Below are 14,576 nucleotides of genomic sequence, written 5' to 3' on the forward strand. Positions count from 1 at the left end.
TGTCAGTCCTCATTAAAGGATTATTTATAAGCTGATTCTAATATTTTCTTTTGCCATAGATCTGCTTTTTATGTCTGCCTTGGATATTAATTACCAATTATCAAAATCACTAATCTCTGGTAATAGCACCACTTGAGGGAAGTCAATCTGAATTTCAGATTTAGTTTTATTGGTAATAACTACCCCGTTTTGATCTTTCTCAAAAAAGAATAGTCCCTTGTCTATATTAAACAGAATACCAGATTCTTCATCGTCCTTAGACTCAACGAATCCCATTAGATAAGTTTTATTTAGATCCAAATTCTTTGAATTCGCAATTTCTTGAATATCTTTCCATTCCGTTCTTAAAAGTATGGTTAGCTCTTTCACTTCTTGTTTATACAATTTTATCAGGGCAGTGTCTGTCATAATTTTTTATTTATTTAGTGTATGGAAACTTTATCTATTACACCCCCTTATTTGTATACATGTTGGCATTTGTGACACATTCCCCTGTCACACCTACATCTTTTATTGCAGCTTCAGAACTTTTAGCTTCCCCGGTTCCACGCTCCAATTGCTTATAATCATCCTTTTTATCGTGTTTTCTCCCGCCCTTGTAATTCGCATAATACCTGGCTGAAGTGTAAGCTGTATGCAACAACTTCCTGCCATGTCAGCGCCTATGGGATCCCTATTTGTCTAAGTATTCGTGAAAAGTTTACAAATAACCTCGCTGCTTTGGGCAGCGATCTCTTCATATATTCAATTACTGGTACGTGTAAGAAAAATCAGCAGACCATCTTAAATGCTTTCTCAACTGTTACTGTTGTATAAGACAACCTGAGTAGTTAAGAGTTGATCAGTAATTTTTTATAAATTCATATATATCATCAAAAACAAGTTCGTTGCTATCTTTTTGGTCTCTTTTAATGATTTCTTCAACAGAATCATTTCCTCCTTCATATCTGTAATTATAACTGTTACCCTCGGATAGTAAATATAGTGCATCTCCCTTGCTTATTGTATAGAAAAATTGATCCTCACGTGGTTCGAAACATATTTCTCCAAATTTATTCCTGGGTCCTTTCCTTACCAAATCAGCTTCGGTAGCAAGGGTATTATATGCAGCGCCTAAAGATTTTCTGTCTTTAAATTTTATCTCTTCGATTATACATACACACAAGCCTTTTTTGTATAAGAAATAGGCAGCAGGTTTACCTTTGATATTTTTAATTAATCCCTTGAAGCAGTGGTCAATTTTTGAGTTAAAATAGTGTTGCTGTTTTTCCTCCACCTTGTCAACCTGCCACAAAGATTTATTTTTTGTTAAAAGTTCTTTTATATCTATAGTATTAGATAGAGACTCCTTTTTATGACAACAAAGAAAACTAAGTGCAGAAAATATAATAATTAGGATTTTCATTATTTGGGGTTTTTATTTAATCTGTAAATAGTAGTATCTAAATCAAATGCTAATCCAGTAGGTAGCCTTTTACTTCCAACTTGCCACTATAGTACTGGAACAAGCTATTTAAAAACGCTGCAACTTCAGAAGCCACCATAAATAACAGTTTGCCGTTAGGCAGATCCCAATATTTTTTTTATTTTGGTTTTGCCAACTTTTTCAATTTCACTTAAGCGTTGGATATCATTTTCAAGTGATTATTTGCTGTTTTAATAATAACATCCTTATGATCTATATGGATCCTATTGACTGATACTTCAATCTCTTTAGGCGATTAATTAGCGCAACTCTCTCCGGTAATCTTTCTCCTCTCCTATCTCTTTCCGCCAGAAACACCCCGGATACCATTGCCGTTCTTAAAGGTGATATTCCTTATCACCTGGCACAGACCATTCTTTAATATCACCCAGGTAACTCTTTATCACTTTATTGATTTTATATTATTTTATTTTTTTCATCGGAAAAGCCTGTTTTGACAGTTTCCCGTTGATATTACCGGAAATTTCAGCATACAGGGAATCTTCCCCTACTTTTCTATAAGTGATCATCTGAGGAAAATCGTGCTGCCGGTTTTCAAATACAAGGAAAGCGGGATCCCTGATTGCCTTAGAAACAAAATCTACAGGAGAATCCCTGTTACTGCTTTTTACAGAAACCATGTAATGTAATTTTTTTTCCTTTTCCACCAGCCGGACCGACTCAAATTCGATAGTATCCCGCTTATTCAGATAATAACTTTTCGCCTGAAATTCAGTTTCGTTTTTCCTGGTCCAGGTCTCGTAAAGGCTCCCTTTGGAAGTTTTGGTTTCCCAGGTTCCCAAAAGCCATTTTAAATTATCGATTTTATTTTGTTGCTGTGCCCAGCTGCCTGATATATACAGGCTGATTATGGTCAGGATCAATTTTGTTTTCATTATCAAACTATTTTATTTTGGCAAAGTTGGGCAGAATACAGGATTTAAAATTGTAAAAATGCGACATCAGGAACTGCTCCCGTAAAACAGAAGCGACATTTGAAGGTTGTCCCCGAAAAAATCCTTTGGAGTATATCCGGTAAATTCTTTAAAGTCCTTAATAAAATGGGCCTGATCGTAATATTCTGATTCATAAGCGAGCGCAGTAAGATTGGGATAATCCTTATGCAGAAGATGTCTGAGCGTGTTTTGAAGTCTGATTATTTTTGAAAGCTGTTTGGGGCTCAATCCTACTGCTGAAGAAAATTTACGTTCAAGCTGTCTTCTGTTGATGTTTGTCTGCCTGGAAAGCTCTTTTATTGAAATACTTCCTTTACCATTCAAAAGCAGGTCTACGGTAGACCGCACAATTCTGTCTGTTATTTCTGTATCAAGCCTCTTTCGTAAAAAACCTTCTACAGTATTGATTTTTTCTGTAACCGTTGGCGAATGCAATACTTTTTCTTCCAGCTCCAGGCCCTCAGCACCGAAGAGTGTTTCCAGGGAAATAGCGCGGTCATCCATATCTTTGATAGGAATGGTTGCAAAAGGAATAAACCCGTCGTGATGAAATCTTACCGAGAAGATACCGGTAATGCCGGTAGGTTCTATTTTCAACGGATGTGTCAGCTGACCGAAGACGCAGCTTCTGGGCTGAACAGAAGCTTTTCCGTCAATATACTGATTGTAGAGGTCACCATAATGAAAGATCATTTCCATACATCCGTCAGGAACAATGATTTGTGCATGTGGAATGTCTGCTTTTGGGCTGTCTAATGTCCAATAGCATTTTACAAGAAGTTCCAGATCTGCATCTGGTTGGAATGTCTGGTAATCCATCTGTTTTTCAAAATTGAAATATATGGAATTTCTTCAAAAGTAAGATGATGAATCTATTTTGCCCTTTAATCCTGATCCTGAAGTAGGTCTCTGAATGATAACGGATATTCAAAATTATACATTGGGCTATGATACAATTATTAAATACATTAAACTTATCACTGATAGCGCCATCGAGACAGTAATATAATGGTCATTTCCAAAGCTCTAAGACCTGAATCTTAAAATTAAAAGTGATAAATACAATTCATCAAAATATATGGAATCTCGTCTGCTTCAATAATGAAGGGAAACAAACAGTATAATACCGAGTAAAAACTTTAGATTTTTTAACTTCCCGGATTCATATAATATGTTGGAATACTCATTTTATTGCTGTGTATGGTTTGTTAATAATACTTTAAGAATCGCCGTTTAATACTCCGTGAATTCATTATTAAATTATCACAGCTGTCTTATTTTTCCTTGAAAATCCCGAACCATATTTGATAATATTACGTTATATTTGAATCACTAACTATTCAGATACTTCCCAGGAAATATTGTTCCACGGACTGCCTTTTTTTGCTTTCAAATAGCCGATGTATTTTTTAAGTACAGATTTTCCTGCGATGTTATTAAGCCCTACATTGGATTCTCCGGCGAAAAATTCTTCGCTGAAAATCTCCCAGTTGGTATAGTGTTTTTTTGCATAACTATTAACATTCCCTAAAATATCCAGCGCTTCTTCTTTTCCAAGATAACCGACATCGGTAGAAGCAGAAATGATATGGGAAAGTACGGCGCAGATTAAAGCTTTTACACCCTCTTTTTCCGGATTCCACATGTGCAGATCTATCTTGTCTGAACTTGCTCCGTTAAGAACCGTTTCACTTTTATCTATACCCGCCAGGTCAAAATATGAAGCTAAAACTTCAATACAGGAAGTCCGATCTGATATATCAAAATCGCGATGCAGTAACTTGATAAATTCACCTTTATGCTCTTCTAACTTAAGATATTCTCCAAATTTATACAGGTGGACAGGATACATTTCGTCATCATCAGTAAAATTAAAGAGAGTAAACCAATCTCCGAAAATGACAATCCGGAACGGTGCACCCAAAGCCGTACCGAATTTTTCGTGATGTGAAATTCCATCAATTATGTTCTTATCAGCATTAATCCCGGTTTCTTTTTGAGCTTTTTCTTCAGCCAGTTCAGCCTTTCCTTCGGCAACCCCTTCTTTAAATGAGTTGATGAGCTCTTTGAAAAAATTAATCATACTACCCGTTTTTATATTATACGACTTACTGCGGCAAACGACGTGCCCTTTAGATGTCTGTTAAATAAATACTTCTTCTAATTTTAACTATGGTCTCTGATTCATGATTATAATTTAGGTTAGCTTATTATAAAAGACCATGGTATCCTTACGCTGTACACTTTCATCGATAAAATAATTGATATTGCCGATTTCAATTTCTGTATTTTTTCAGCTTCCTTGCTGTAAAAAATATAATGGGATATTAGGATAATTGGTATTTTCTCCCCCCCAAAGATCTAACCCTTCGAAAAAATGATGATCTTCTTCTTTTAAGTTTGTACAAACCTCATTATGAATTTTAAATAACAATTCTGCAGTAGTAAAAAATTCTTTATTATCTGCATTTAAAAGGAAGTCAGGTTCAACGCTATCTTCTATCTCATAGTCCCAGTATTCATATTGAATAGCAACTTTTGGGATATTGAGAATCGTTTTTAGCAAATCCTTCTCAAAGGTCTCGCCTGTAATTTTTTCATTATAAATTTTTAAGGCAGTCTTGAAATTTTCTATTGACAGAAATTTTTCTTCCTGAAAATTCCATAGTATATCTTTTAATAACTCCTTTTGATTTTCCATCTAAATATTATTTATAAAATCTTTTCAGGTCGAAGCCATGCTTTAAAGCCAATTCATAATAAGATAAGTCAGGATTTTCATTAATAGTCAGATAGATTTCTTTCCGTACCATCGGCAAACTTCTTATATCAGAAAATTTGAAATAATTATCCATTATATCATCTTTTTCTAATATTAAATCTCTTCTATTAGAAATGTCTAAAGTTGCTACTTCTACATAATACGTTTTTCCTAAAGTTGGAAAAATTTTAATATTATCATAAGCATATTCTGTGGATAAACTGGATTTGATCGCTAATTCTCCTACTGTAAAAAAGCAAGTGTTCTCAAAGTTTTTTAAGGTCTCTGGAAAAGAAACTTTTTCAGGATCAACCAAAACATTATCAATAATTTCTATGTCTTGTTTTAACAAATCTCTTTTTGAAATAAAAGTAGATTGAATTGCCGTTTCATAGTTATTAATAATTAATTCATTAGAAATATGTTTGTATGTTTCAATCAATACACTTTCTTTGTGCCAGTCTAAATAATTATGTGTCTGTCCACTACCATCATACTGCCTTTTTACATCAAATAATACTTTTCCAAAATAATACTTGGTTGAATTTTCAATTTTGATGGCGAAAATATCGCCTACTTTAATGTCTTTTTTCATTGTTTAGCAAGGATTATGTAAATTTTTATATTTATCGAATTTAGCTTTTGTAATCTCATTGCGCCCATTTTCTAAGTTAGGCTTACCTCCATTTTTTTCCATATAATGCTGTTCCCAAACAGATGCTTCATAGGCGTCCCAATTTCCAGAATGGACTTCTCGAATATCATAATGTTTATTCCATTCTGCTCTGTCAATTTTCTTTGTATTTTCAGATTTTAAATGTTCATCAAATCTATCTCTAACATCAGGTTTGTCAGTTTGTCCCACATATTTGACTTCCCCTGTTCTTGTATCATAAACCTCATATATTTTTACAGGTTTTTTTGTTATATTTTCAAATTTTGACGGCTTATTGTCATTGTGGACTAAAACTCCCTGATTTCCTACAAAATAATTATGGCTATCTTCAACCTCAATATTATATGTGAATAAAGCCACATCCTTTTGATATTCAATTTTCTTAATTATGATATTATTTAAAGATAATGATTTTAAAATCATATCTGTCTTTAGCTCTTTTGCCGTAATCCATTTTTTTTCATTTTCAATCCAAAAAAGATGTTTAAATGTGGTGTTGATTATTTCTTTATCTGTTGTAATCTTAATGAATTTATCCGTCCAATTATTATAAATATTAACAACTTTATTTTTTATTGTCCTATTACTAATTCTATCATAACAAAGTACAGTGTCATCTATTTTTACATTTTCAATTGGAACTAACCCATCAATTGTATGAACAAATGTCCCTGCCAAGAAACAAGGTGCTGTTTTACCTAAATCATCATATCCTAATTTTGCCCATCGTTCGGCCGCCTCTTTTGCCGCTTCTTCTGCTATCTCATCAGCACTCTTAGTAACTACCTTTGCAAGATCTCCTCCTTCCTTCTTAGCCAGCTGTTCCAGCACTTCAGCAGTTCCTCTTTTTGCGCCTGCCTCCAAAGCTTCTTTACCAGCTTTCTCTACCCCAGCTTCAATACCTTCTTTAACAGTTTTTTCAACCACCACCTCGGCACCTTCTTTTAGTGCCGTTTTTCCTGCAGTAGCTGCCAAGGAGCCCCCACCCGTATAAACAGCCGCAACAGCATCAGGAATAAATTGGCCTGCAGTAGTTCCTATTTCTCTCGGATTTTTAGCGATCCATTCACCGGTATCCTGAGCCCCTTTAGCGATATCATCGCCCAGCTTTTCCCAGTTTTCCCCTTTGGATGCCCAGTCCCAGCTCGAATTAGCTGCATTTTCCAAATTGCCCGGCGTGGTTGTCCATTTATAGGCATCAGAAACACCTTTGGTTGTAGCTTCGTATCCATCTTTAACCATTCCACCTAAAGCTTCTGCCGTACCTACAGGGTCCTGTCCTACCTGATAGATCACTTCCCCCAGTCCAACAACGCCGTTCACGGCTCCCTCTACAAGCCCGGTCTCCAGATCATCAAACCAGTCTTTAGCTCCGGAAATCGGTTTCATCCAGTCCGGAATCATCGAGTCTCGTTGAGCCCTGCTCTCTTTTGTTTTTTTCTCAAGCCAGTCAAATCCCTCTTTGATATAATCGCTGGGCATTTTACCTTCCCCCACGCCATAAGCCACCGCAGAAGGCCTGTCAAAAAAGATACTGATCTTACCGCCAAATATACATTGACAGGTAGAGTCCTCCAAAAGCATCCGGTTGCCGTTTATTTTTACTCCATCTTTAGGATTATCCCATTGTAAAGTCGTAGGAAGGCAGCCTATGCCCGAAGCCCATTTTGCAGGACAGGTACATAACCCCATAGGTTTCAGATGAAAGAACGGAAATTTATCCGCCTCTGTAGCCATCGGGACTGAATAGATCGTGGTGTTTTTATTATAACTAACCCTTAATGTAGATGGACTTGTCCCTTTGTCACACGCAAGGAAAGCCCCTTCCGGCACATATTTTTTTGCCATGATCCACTTATTTGTTGTTAACGTTCTTATCGCAGGTGCAGATTTCCATCCGTATTGTTTTTCTGAAAATCCGCTCCAGTTCACTCAGGTTTTCCTTAGATTCCAGAACTGTAAAATCGGGAATCCTTACTATTTCCGATACATGACAGCCTGTTAAGCGTCTCATCTTGATGTTGTCAGCATAGATATCAAGACAGGTAACTGTTTCCAGATGCTCTGCCTCCCTGTCTCTTAACAGCATAAAATACCGGTCATTTTGGAAAACAAGATCCTCAATTTTAAAAATCATATGGCCTTTAAAATATTTCGTTCTTCACGGTACAGCGTACCCGGTATTTCGGCAATACTCATGCACATACTTTGTTCACTCCACGGCCATTCATCCAGACGATATCTCTCGATATACCCTAGCTGGAGCTGGGTCGGTACTCGCGGACGGTTTTTCAGAATCCTGATCATAGCGGTAACTTTATCCTGTTCGAATGTGTCTTCATCAACAGAGCCTGAAACATCTATATTATACGACCCATCAGCAAGTTCTGTTAAAGTTTCTTTTGTAACAATGGGTACCTTTTTCGCCGCCAAAAAATTGGGAAGCTCACGGTACCCTATAAAAGTTTCGTCTTTTTTCCGCGCTTTATTATGGATTCCAGGGAATAAAAGAAGATATGGCTGTGCAAATCTAAGCGCAGCAGCAAACTGCTCGGGGGCTTCTAAAAGTTCTGAAATCCCTTCAACAAAAATGCCTTTATGCGCTTCTTTTTTATGTTGCTTTAGCAGTTCGGGCTTCCTCTTCTCCCATTTTCTTCGTATATCTTCTATATTTAAGACGGTGCCTAATCTTCCGTTTTCGTCAAGGGTACAAATAATTTCATTTCTGATCTCATGAAAATCACCGACCCATCGATACATACCTTCAGCATTGCTTTGCTTATACCTGAGCAGGCTGATCTTAAAGGTAGGAATGCCTTCACGCACAGACAGCAGGTCCACATTCAGCCCCATTTCCAGGTGGTTTTCATTCCGCAAACCTTGAAATTGATAACGTTCCTCTCTTAAAAAAGCATAGGTTCTTGTCTTACCGATATCCTCAATACTGAACTCCATAATTATCCTTTATTAATTTCAACATCCGCCCCGGTAATATTCGTCGCTCCGCTTGAATTGATTTTCGATGTCGTACTGTCAACAGCCAGGTCCGTATCGGTTTTGATATCCATTTTACCCTTACTGTGAATGGTAAAGGTTCCTGCCGTCGCATCAAAACTGATGTTCCCACTGGCCACTGTTCCAGTAATTCCTTTCTTGTCGATGACAATTTTATTTCCGCCCACCTGAAAGGTTATGCTGGTTTTACCGTCAAGGGTAATATTGCCTGCCGCATCCATATGAAGAAGTGACTGTGGTGGGACATCCTTTTTCCCTCCAACTCCTGTTGTGTGAGAACTACCAGCATTTATATTGTGAGTAGATTTGGCATTGGTTGTTGCATTGCCCGATCCGTCGAAGTGCATATTTGCCCCACCCTGATCCTGGAGGTTCATGGATCCGGCGCCATTATCATATTTTAATTCGGCACCGCTTCTTCCGCTAAAACTCATAATGTTATTCCCTGCTCCGCCGCCAGCACCAATTCCGCCATGATACAGTCCTCCCATGACGAAAGGCCGGTCAGGATGCAGGTGTACAAAGTTTACAATTACCTGGTCGCCAACTTCAGGGACCGACATGAATCCGCGGTTTTTACTTACCTTATCACTGCTCCCTGCATCCGGCGACATCACCCGTATAAATTCGGTGGAATCCTTGCCTTTCTGCCAGTCCAGCTGAACCCGTACCCGTCCCTGGTTAAGCGGGTCGGTATTTGAAATGACCTTTCCAAACTGAGGCTCTGCAACAGGAATGATAAATTCAGGTCTTGGGATAAATCCCGTATCGGATGCAATAGCCTGGAACGAACCTGTATAATAGCCACGCGCATCAACTTCATGAATAACTTCAACCATCATCACTTTTGTAAAGTATGAAGTTTCATTACTGTCTGCTTTTCGCATTTCTATATCGGCAATACAGCCGGGGTAGAGAAATGGAACGGTGGTATTTCCTGAGGTAATAAATACTTCTGACGCCTTACTTCCTGCCGTACCTTTCTGCGAAGCGTCTATATCCATGAATGAAGACGCTTTTATCGGTGCTACCCGTAATGAAGGGGTCTGGAAAGTTCTTTCAGATATTTCGTAGGCGCGTCTGGCAATATCGGATGTATGATTAATCTTTGAGCTGCCGCCGGTAAATTTCTCATTTTTACTGCTGTTATACCCGTAAAAAGAAGGATTGACATGTTGGGCTTTCATTTTAATTCCGACATTAGTCAGATTGCTCCCATAGGTAAGCGTTACCGGCTTTTCCTGCGGAGGCAGCTGTCCGAAATGAAGTACTTCACCGTCATAAAAGAACTGCTCACCATAGGCTTCCGCAATTCTGGCCAAATAGTTATAATGGGTTTCTTCATACTGGCAGCTATATGATACGTTTCCGTAGCGCGCATCCACCCTGAAATCAAACTTTCCCTGTCCGAATCCTTCTTTTATTACTTCAGTGGCGATGCTGTTCAAACTCATAGGCTGTTCTCCTGCGAAGCTCTGGATATGGGGAGCTGAATCCAGCAATATTGTCGGGCTGAATCCCGACAATACAAGATTTCCAAGGCTGCTTCTTTCCTGGCTGAAACCAACCTCAGTAATGACACCCACAAAATTACGTTCCGGCCCTTCTTCCAGATCTTTATACTTGAAGACAACACTGATTCGTTTTCCTAAAAAGTTCTGAGCTTCTTCGAGGTTGTGGTTTTCCGCAGTACCCAAAGTATCGTGTGCCAGGGTAATTTCGAACTGATGATGTTTCGTGGCGCTTTGTGAAAGCTTAAAATGCTTAAAGTATTTTATCGGGCTTCCTTCAATATGGATATCCAGGCGAACCACCCGGTTAATCCCGGCAATCGCATTCTCAATGATGCCTTCGGGATTAAAAATTTTAGAAGTAGGCTGGTTTGACCACACTTTTTCTTCAGTGATGGCCTGGTCATTAGGTAATAGCGGTTGGTTGAGAAACTGTTTTCCCTTATCCGTTACGTTTTGTATTTGCGTAATAACTTTCTCTTGCGGGCCGGCAATGTTTGTCAAATCCTTCAACGGATCGGAAACATCTTTATTGGATGAATCTACTCCCGGTTTGGGAAGACCCTTCTGTTCTTGAAACATGACATAATTTTTTGTAGTTGTGTTATTTTTAGGGAATCTCCTTAATACGGAAAGGCCGGTCGTTTCAGAACAATCAGGTAATTCGCTTTGGCCTCTATTGGCAAACTACTTATTGACTATCCGAGTTGAGTTCAGAACTATTTAGCCTGGGATGCTAATTATTACCGATGCTTTTAGCGGCATCAAAAGTTATTATTCTGTCTTCTTTTTTTTGTTGATATTTTGTGATTTGGTTATGGCTAATATAAAACGATAAATATTTACGGCAAAGCGAAATAGAGGCTTTTTTTGAAATTGTCGTAGTACTACGATACCTCAATTTTATATCTGAAACTACTTATCATAAATAAGGCGCTTTTCTTGAAGCCGAAATCAGATTTATATGAATGTATTCAGGACGGTTTGATAAAGTAATATGATATTAATCATCCCTTCCTAGCATTCCGATCTCATGTACACGCTAAGGTTTCCATGAAGTTATGCTGATATCTTTCCTTGAGCTTTTCATGTACCTTATATCTCACCTTCATCATGATAATATCTCGGATCAGTTATAAAAAGTATTTTGATCATGTTAATAAAAGTTAGGATGTAAAATGAAAATCAACTCTAACAAACTCCAACAGCAGATATAACTGTATAAAAATGTTAAATAAATACAATGACTTCTATAACGTAAGTGATTTTTAAGTAAATTCGTCAAGAGCCTGTTTAAATTTTGTCCGACAGTCATTTTATGGCTGATCATTCAACTATATTCCAGATGACTCTATCAGGAGTTCGTAAACTGATAGAGAAATAGATGGTTAATAAAATACAATGATAAAACATCAATTAATTATATTCATGTATCGTCTTGTCACAGAAAGACAAATAGAAGACATCACTTACGGCGCAATACATGTTATCCTGTTCAGGAGAGATTATGATCTGGATCAAAGGGCAAAACAGTTTGAAGCTCTTGAATGGGCAATGTCTCACCCAAATTATGACTTTAAAGGGATTTCTCCCATATTTTCCAAAGTCAGGTTTTCTGATGAAGAGATTTTTACCTATCTGAAAAAATTGCGCGATTTTATGAAAGACAATAACTTGGATAAAGAGTAATGATTAAAATGATTCCATGCCAGACTTTGTTAAAAAAATGTGTAAATATTTAATATGAAAAAGGTAATATTGATTTTGAATTTAAACCTATTTGAAAAATATAAAAATGAATAATAGCGAGAAGATTATAACATTTCAGAGAATATATAAAAGATTATTTCTTCAGAAGCAGAGATATTTGCATTTAACTCAGATGGTAAATCCCATCTGATTTACAAATTCTATCACCGCCTACCTAGTTCGTTTCCCGGAAAGTTCCAAAAAGAAGCCATAGTCACTGATAAATTCATAGTTTAGTTCCCGGAAGTCAAGATGTCATCCTTTTTGTATTTAAAAGGATAAATCCTGCACATATGAGCACGCAGTCACCCACCTCTGATACGTGCCTTCTGCATATTCTGCCGGCACTAAAGCAAGCATCTCTTTGTTATGTCTTCAAATTCTTCAAGCACTTTTACCTTGGAATCATTATTTTCATTTACAAAGTCAATGATCTTACCTGAGTCTAAAACCTCCCCCTGACCGGAAAGCCCCCTTTATAAGAGATTAATATTTGCACTAATTGTATCCAGAAAATAATTTAGCGTACGCGTGTCTTCTTTGTGCCAACCCGCGCTGCAGGCATCCTGATTCCACCTTCTGACACCCCACTTCTTTTTTGTCGAAGTTTCTTTAGGCACTCCATCCACAGTGACTCTCAGATAATATATCTGAGTTGTACCGCTTTGTTTTTGGGGGTTTTCAAATAGAAATCAAGCCCATAATAGCTTGATTCCAACATCATTATACATTTTAAAGGTTTATAATGTCTAACTAAATCGTTAAGAAATTAAGTCGTAAAGCAGCTTTACATGTTGGTTTATAGCATCTTATATCGGTTTTTGTGGCACTTTTTTCGCTTAAAAAAAGTGCCACGATTTTGCCACAGAAATTATGAACAATTTTGAAAATTTAAGCAGCTCCGATTAGAAATAGAAAATCCTGCAATTATCAAAATTGCAGGATTTATCATGTATTATCACACTTTTGAAGAGAACCCCTTGCGTGTATCTGCGGAGAGAGAGGGATTCGAACCCCCGGACCTGTTACAGTCAATAGTTTTCAAGACTATCGCAATCGACCACTCTGCCATCTCTCCCTAAACTCCAATGCTAATGGTATCGTTGTTTTCAGTGGTGCAAATATAAAGTGTTTTCCATGACTGCCAAAATATTTTCGATATAAATTATCCTGAAATATAATAATCGGTTAAAAATCAGAAGGATTAATTTTTCAATAGGCTTTAAGGCGTATCATCAGGAAAGGATAAAATAAAAACGCATCCCGGAGAATGCGTTTTCTGATTTTTTTTATGGTCTCGAAGACTAATCTTCCAGCTCTGCCAGGTATTTTTCCGCATCCATAGCGGCCATACAGCCGCTTCCTGCTGCCGTAATCGCCTGTCTGTAGATATGATCCTGAACATCGCCTGCCGCAAAAACACCCGGAAGGTTGGTTTTCGCAGTGCCCTTCTCAGTGGCAATATATCCGTTTTCGTCCAGAGTAACCTGGCCTGCGAACACATCGGTATTCGGCTTATGCCCGATGGCGATGAAAATTCCGTCTACCTCAACGGCAGAAGTTTCGTTCGTATGGTTGTTGATTACGACCGCTCTTTCCACCAGATTGTTTTCGCCTTCGATCCCGATCAGTTCGTGGTGGAATTTCACTTCTATATTCGGGGTATGGTGCACCCTGTGGATCATGGCTTTGGAAGCCCTGAACACATCTTTTCTAACGAGCATGGTTACCTTTCTGCATAACTTGGCAAGATAAGTGGCTTCTTCAGCCGCCGTATCCCCGGCACCTACTACGACCACATCTTTTCCTTTGTAGAAAAATCCGTCACAGGTTGCACATGCCGATACGCCTCCGCCTGCATATTTTTTCTCATCAGGAAGGCCTAAATATTTCGCAGTAGCTCCCGTAGAGATAATCACTGTCCGGGCAAAAATCTCTTTGGTCCCGGCATACAGTTTGTGTATCCCTCCCCTTTCTTTGGAAAACTCAACCTTGGTGATCATTTCATAATGCACCTGGGTATCAAATCTTTCCGCCTGCTTCTGCAGATCCATCATCATTTCAGGACCTGTGATCCCTGACGGGTATCCCGGAAAGTTGTCTACTTCGGTAGTAGTGGTCAGTTGCCCGCCCGGTTCCAATCCTGTATACAATTGTGGTTTCAGGTCTGCTCTTGCCGCATAAATGGCCGCTGTAAACCCGGAAGGCCCGGATCCGACGATCACACAATCAAAAATATTTTGCTCCATAATCTGCTTTTGAAAGATTTAAATTTACGTCTGCTAAGTTCGTAATTTTTACTATTTAATTAAAGTTATTTTAATGATAGTTGTCAATATCTAAGATGTCGGTTTTCGATGATGTGATGAGTTATGAGCTATGAGCTATGAGCTATGAGCTATGAGCTAAAATTAAGTAGAATATTAAATCCAGATAAAAATTT

Annotated in this window: 14 protein-coding genes and 1 tRNA gene; 1 reads left to right on the forward strand and 14 read right to left on the reverse strand. The window is 37.9% G+C overall.

The window, feature by feature from the left end:
• Window positions 1–90: 90 nt before the first annotated feature.
• From H561_RS0105085 to H561_RS22070, 12 genes are all read right to left on the reverse strand, one after another.
• Window positions 91–408 carry a hypothetical protein gene (locus H561_RS0105085; protein WP_027386027.1) on the reverse strand — a complete coding sequence of 106 codons (318 nt, stop codon included), beginning with the start codon at window positions 406–408 and terminating at the stop codon, window positions 91–93.
• A 37-nt stretch (window positions 409–445) separates the two neighbouring features.
• On the reverse strand, window positions 446–643 hold the full coding sequence (locus tag H561_RS24480) for a DUF4385 family protein (RefSeq protein WP_081411630.1): 198 nt from the start codon (window positions 641–643) through the stop codon (window positions 446–448).
• Between the two features lie 198 nt (window positions 644–841).
• Window positions 842–1,405 (reverse strand): hypothetical protein, encoded by a 564-nt coding sequence (locus H561_RS0105095; RefSeq protein WP_027386029.1) that lies wholly within the window; start codon window positions 1,403–1,405, stop codon window positions 842–844.
• Between the two features lie 482 nt (window positions 1,406–1,887).
• Window positions 1,888–2,361 carry a DUF6265 family protein gene (locus H561_RS0105100; RefSeq protein ID WP_027386030.1) on the reverse strand — a complete coding sequence of 158 codons (474 nt, stop codon included), beginning with the start codon at window positions 2,359–2,361 and terminating at the stop codon, window positions 1,888–1,890.
• A 66-nt stretch (window positions 2,362–2,427) separates the two neighbouring features.
• A complete protein-coding gene (locus H561_RS0105105; RefSeq protein ID WP_027386031.1) occupies window positions 2,428–3,240 on the reverse strand; it encodes a helix-turn-helix domain-containing protein in 813 nt (270 codons plus the stop codon).
• Between the two features lie 517 nt (window positions 3,241–3,757).
• On the reverse strand, window positions 3,758–4,504 hold the full coding sequence (locus H561_RS0105110) for a DUF1266 domain-containing protein (RefSeq protein WP_027386032.1): 747 nt from the start codon (window positions 4,502–4,504) through the stop codon (window positions 3,758–3,760).
• Between the two features lie 210 nt (window positions 4,505–4,714).
• Window positions 4,715–5,122, reverse strand: a complete 408-nt coding sequence (locus H561_RS0105115; protein ID WP_027386033.1) for a hypothetical protein — start codon at window positions 5,120–5,122, stop codon at window positions 4,715–4,717.
• Window positions 5,123–5,129: 7 nt separating this feature from the next.
• Window positions 5,130–5,777: an Imm26 family immunity protein gene (locus H561_RS0105120; protein ID WP_027386034.1), complete on the reverse strand. Its 648-nt coding sequence runs from the start codon at window positions 5,775–5,777 to the stop codon at window positions 5,130–5,132.
• A 3-nt stretch (window positions 5,778–5,780) separates the two neighbouring features.
• Window positions 5,781–7,706: a polymorphic toxin-type HINT domain-containing protein gene (locus tag H561_RS22065; RefSeq protein WP_034761442.1), complete on the reverse strand. Its 1,926-nt coding sequence runs from the start codon at window positions 7,704–7,706 to the stop codon at window positions 5,781–5,783.
• A gap of 7 nt (window positions 7,707–7,713) precedes the next feature.
• Entirely contained in the window at window positions 7,714–7,995 is a 282-nt protein-coding gene (locus H561_RS0105130) for a hypothetical protein (RefSeq protein WP_027386035.1), read from the reverse strand.
• Window positions 7,992–8,813 carry a hypothetical protein gene (locus tag H561_RS0105135; protein ID WP_027386036.1) on the reverse strand — a complete coding sequence of 274 codons (822 nt, stop codon included), beginning with the start codon at window positions 8,811–8,813 and terminating at the stop codon, window positions 7,992–7,994. The genes H561_RS0105130 and H561_RS0105135 overlap by 4 nt, the downstream gene beginning before the upstream one ends.
• Before the next feature lie 2 nt (window positions 8,814–8,815).
• On the reverse strand, window positions 8,816–10,966 hold the full coding sequence (locus H561_RS22070; protein ID WP_081411631.1) for a type VI secretion system Vgr family protein: 2,151 nt from the start codon (window positions 10,964–10,966) through the stop codon (window positions 8,816–8,818).
• 846 nt (window positions 10,967–11,812) lie between these two features.
• Here H561_RS22070 and H561_RS0105145 point away from each other — a divergent pair.
• Complete coding sequence (locus H561_RS0105145) at window positions 11,813–12,073, forward strand: hypothetical protein (RefSeq protein ID WP_155845745.1); 261 nt, start codon at window positions 11,813–11,815, stop codon at window positions 12,071–12,073.
• Between the two features lie 1,053 nt (window positions 12,074–13,126).
• Here H561_RS0105145 and H561_RS0105150 read toward each other — a convergent pair.
• Together H561_RS0105150 and trxB are read right to left on the reverse strand one after the other, a co-directional pair.
• Window positions 13,127–13,211: transfer RNA gene (locus tag H561_RS0105150), tRNA-Ser, on the reverse strand.
• A 226-nt stretch (window positions 13,212–13,437) separates the two neighbouring features.
• A complete protein-coding gene (gene trxB / locus H561_RS0105155) occupies window positions 13,438–14,382 on the reverse strand; it encodes a thioredoxin-disulfide reductase (protein ID WP_034761445.1) in 945 nt (314 codons plus the stop codon).
• Between the last annotated feature and the right edge of the window lie 194 nt (window positions 14,383–14,576).

This window comes from Chryseobacterium gregarium DSM 19109, from assembly GCF_000430845.1.
Classification (GTDB): Bacteria; Bacteroidota; Bacteroidia; order Flavobacteriales; family Weeksellaceae; genus Chryseobacterium; species Chryseobacterium gregarium.

Excerpts from the sequence above, each read along its gene's own strand:
- H561_RS0105085 (WP_027386027.1), bottom strand. The coding sequence starts at position 408 with ATGACAGACACTGCCCTGATAAAATTGTATAAACAAGAAGTGAAAGAG.
- H561_RS0105095 (WP_027386029.1), bottom strand. The coding sequence starts at position 1,405 with ATGAAAATCCTAATTATTATATTTTCTGCACTTAGTTTTCTTTGTTGT.
- H561_RS0105100 (WP_027386030.1), bottom strand. The coding sequence starts at position 2,361 with ATGAAAACAAAATTGATCCTGACCATAATCAGCCTGTATATATCAGGC.
- H561_RS0105105 (WP_027386031.1), bottom strand. The coding sequence starts at position 3,240 with ATGGATTACCAGACATTCCAACCAGATGCAGATCTGGAACTTCTTGTA.
- H561_RS0105110 (WP_027386032.1), bottom strand. The coding sequence starts at position 4,504 with ATGATTAATTTTTTCAAAGAGCTCATCAACTCATTTAAAGAAGGGGTT.
- H561_RS0105115 (WP_027386033.1), bottom strand. The coding sequence starts at position 5,122 with ATGGAAAATCAAAAGGAGTTATTAAAAGATATACTATGGAATTTTCAG.
- H561_RS0105120 (WP_027386034.1), bottom strand. The coding sequence starts at position 5,777 with ATGAAAAAAGACATTAAAGTAGGCGATATTTTCGCCATCAAAATTGAA.
- H561_RS22065 (WP_034761442.1), bottom strand. The coding sequence starts at position 7,706 with ATGGCAAAAAAATATGTGCCGGAAGGGGCTTTCCTTGCGTGTGACAAA.
- H561_RS0105130 (WP_027386035.1), bottom strand. The coding sequence starts at position 7,995 with ATGATTTTTAAAATTGAGGATCTTGTTTTCCAAAATGACCGGTATTTT.
- H561_RS0105135 (WP_027386036.1), bottom strand. The coding sequence starts at position 8,813 with ATGGAGTTCAGTATTGAGGATATCGGTAAGACAAGAACCTATGCTTTT.
- H561_RS22070 (WP_081411631.1), bottom strand. The coding sequence starts at position 10,966 with ATGTTTCAAGAACAGAAGGGTCTTCCCAAACCGGGAGTAGATTCATCC.
- H561_RS0105145 (WP_155845745.1), top strand. The coding sequence starts at position 11,813 with ATGTATCGTCTTGTCACAGAAAGACAAATAGAAGACATCACTTACGGC.
- trxB (WP_034761445.1), bottom strand. The coding sequence starts at position 14,382 with ATGGAGCAAAATATTTTTGATTGTGTGATCGTCGGATCCGGGCCTTCC.